The organism is Mycobacterium sp. E3339 (genome assembly GCF_001666915.1).
Lineage (GTDB): Bacteria > Actinomycetota > Actinomycetes > Mycobacteriales > Mycobacteriaceae > Mycobacterium.
The window spans coordinates 1-3,343 of record NZ_LZIZ01000007.1; the positions used below are offsets into that span (position 1 = coordinate 1).

1 protein-coding gene is annotated in these 3,343 nt (G+C 68.5%); it reads left to right on the forward strand.

From position 1 onward, the window contains the following. Positions 1-3,343 (forward strand): condensation domain-containing protein (locus tag A5702_RS00180; protein WP_156669420.1); only part of this gene is annotated, 3,343 nt, incomplete at both ends.

A 3,343-nucleotide genomic window follows, 5' to 3' on the forward strand; every position in this document is an offset into this window, starting at 1 on the left:
CTGCAAGCCCCGGCCGGGGCCACCCCCACCGACGTCGTGACCATCTTGCAGGCCCTGCTCGACCACCACCCCATGCTGAGGCTGCGCGCCGACATGAGCGGGCGCACCCTCACCGCCCCCGAATCCGGTGCTGCCCGGGCCGATCTGCGCCTGCACAGCGTGGATGTCCTTTCCGAACAAGCGTTGATCGACGCTCGGTCCCGGTTGGACCCCGCCGCCGGGATGGTACTGAGCGCCTTGTGGGTCACCGGCACCGGTCAATTGGTGTTGATCGTGCATCACCTGGCCGTCGACGCGGTGTCGTGGCGGATCCTGGTGGAGGACTTCAACATCGCCTGGGCCCAGCACCACAGCGGCCAATCGATCACCCTGCCCACCGGTGACACGTCATTCCAGCGCTGGGCCGCGCTTCTCGAAGAACACGCCCGGACGCCCGAGGTCATACAGCAGGCCGACACGTGGCGGCAACTGGCGGCTCCGGCCGCCCTGCCACCTCCGCAAGCCGGGGATACCTATACCGCCGCTGGACATTTGACGACCGCGCTGGACGCCGACACGACGCGGCGTCTGCTTACCGAGGTGCCCGCGGCGTTTCACACCGGGGTGCAGGAGGTCTTGCTGATCGCCTACGCGCTGGCCTGGACCGAATTCCTGGGCACCGGCGAAGCGATCGGCATCGACGTCGAGGGGCATGGCCGCCACGACGAACTGTCCCGCGACGTGGACCTGTCCCGCACGGTGGGCTGGTTCACCACCAAATACCCGGTCGCGCTGTCAGTGGCCGGGCCGGGCTGGTCGCGCGTCACCGCCGGCGACCCGGCGCTGGGCCCAATCATCAAGGCCGCCAAGGAACAACTACGCGCCCTGCCCCACCCGCTGACCTACGGACTGCTGCGCTACCTCACCACCGAGCTGACCACACCCGACCCGACCATCGGCTTCAACTACCTCGGACGCCTCGGCGGCACGGCCGCCGCCGACCTCCCCGGCGACCTGTGGGGGGTGAGCCGCGACAGCCTGGAGATCGCCGCCGCGGCAGCCGCGGTGCCGATGCCGTTGTCGCACAGCGTCGAGCTGAACGCCGCCACCATCGACACCGACACGGGTTCGCGCCTCAACGCCACCTGGACCTGGGCGCCCTCAGCGCTGGACCGCGCGCAGATCGACCGGCTCAGCCAACTCTTCTTCGACGCGCTGGGCGGGATCTGCGCCCACGTCCAACACGGCGGCGGCGGCCTGACCCCCTCCGACATCACCCCCGCCCGGCTCACCCAGGACCAAATCGACCAACTACAACAACAATACGACGTCGCCGACATCCTACCGCTCACGCCGATGCAGCAGGGTCTGCTCTTCCACAGCGTCACCACGCGCGACGACGACGTCTACGCCCTACAGCTGCAGATCTCCGTGACGGGCCCGCTGGACCCGCAGCGGCTGCGCGATGCCGTCCAAACCGTCGTCAAGCGCCACCCCAACCTGGTGGCCCGGTTCTGCCAGCGATTCGACCAGCCGGTACAGGTCATCGTCGGCAGCCCCGAAACACCGTGGCAATACGTTGAATTCGATTCAGACGCCGAAGCCGCGATCAAGGATTTGTGCGCCGCCGAACGTGCCGCTGTTTGCAGCCTCACCGAGGAACCGGTCTTCCGGGTGGCGTTGATCCGCACCGCCGAGGACCGGCACCGGATCGTGGTAACCAACCACCACATCGTGCTCGACGGCTGGTCGCTGCCGATCCTGCTGCAAGAGATCTTCGCCACCTACCAGGGCCGGCCGCTGCCCGCCCCGACGCCGTACCGCCGCTTCGTCACCTGGCTGGCCGAACGCGACGTCGACGCCGCCCGCGCCGCCTGGTGCCAGGCACTCGCCGGACTTGACGCCCCGACCCTGGTCGGCCCGCCAACCCGAATCAAGCCCGGGTCCAAAGCCACTCGGGCGTTCGACATATCGGAGCAGGCCACCTCGGCGTTGAACGAGCTGGCGCGCTCGAATCACACCACGGTCAACACCGTGCTGCAAGCGGCCTGGGCGCAGCTGCTGATGGGCATGACCGGCCAGCGCGACGTCGTGTTCGGCACCGCGGTGTCGGGACGGCCCACGGAGGTGGTCGGCGCCGAAACGATCGTCGGCCTGATGATCAACACCGTGCCGGTGCGGGCCACCATCACCCCGGCCACCACCACCGCCGACCTGCTCGAACAACTGCACAACGCCCACAACCACACCCTCGACCATCAACACCTGGCGCTCAACGAGATTCACCGCGCCACCGGCCACGACCAACTGTTCGACACCCTGTTCGTCTACGAGAACTACCCGATAGAAACCACGGCGTTGGCTGCCGACGGCGCGCTGGTCATGGACGAGTTCGCCAGCCGCGAATCCAACCATTACCCACTGACCATGCAAGCCACCCCCGGGACGGAGCTCGGTCTGCGCGTCGAGTACGACACCGACGTGTTCGATCCGGGCACCGTGAGCGCGTTGGTGGAGCGGTTGCGGCGGGTGTTGGAGGCGATGACGGCTGATCCGGGCACGAGGTTGTCGGCGATCGATGTGCTCGATGCGGGTGAGCGGGACCGGGTCGAGGCCTGGGGTCATCGGGCGGTGTTGGGCCGGGCGGTGGTTGAGCGCTCGGTGCCGGGGTTGTTCGCCGCGCAGGTGGCGCGGGTTCCGCAGGGGGTGGCGCTGGGTTGCGGGGGCCGGTCGTGGACCTACGAGCAGCTCGATGAGGCGTCAAACCGGTTGGCGCACTTTTTGATCGGTCACGGCGCCGGACCGGGCCAGTGTGTGGCGCTGCTGGTGCCGCGTTCGGGCGAGGCGATCATCGCGATCCTGGCGGTGCTCAAGACCGGGGCGGCCTACCTGCCCATCGACCCGGCCCTGCCCGACGAACGGATCGGGTTCGTGCTGGGCGACGCCGCTCCGATCGTGGTGCTGACCACCACCGCGCTACGCCGGCGGCTGGACGGGCACGACCTCACCGTGCTGGATGTCGCCGACCCCGCCATCGACACCCGGCCGGCCACCGCGCTGCCCGATCCGGGGCCCGAGCAGGTGGCCCACATTATCTACACCTCGGGCACCACCGGGGTGCCCAAGGGGGTGGCGGTCACCCATCACAACATCACCCGCCTGTTCGACACCCTGGATGTGGGCATCGACCTGGGTCGCGAGCAGGTGTGGACCCAGTGCCACTCCTATGCGTTCGACTTCTCGGTGTGGGAGATCTGGGGTGCCCTGCTCCACGGCGGGCGTCTGGTGGTGGTGCCCGAGCAGGTCGCCAGTTCCCCGGATGACTTGCATGCCTTACTCATTGCCGACAACGTCACGGTCGTGA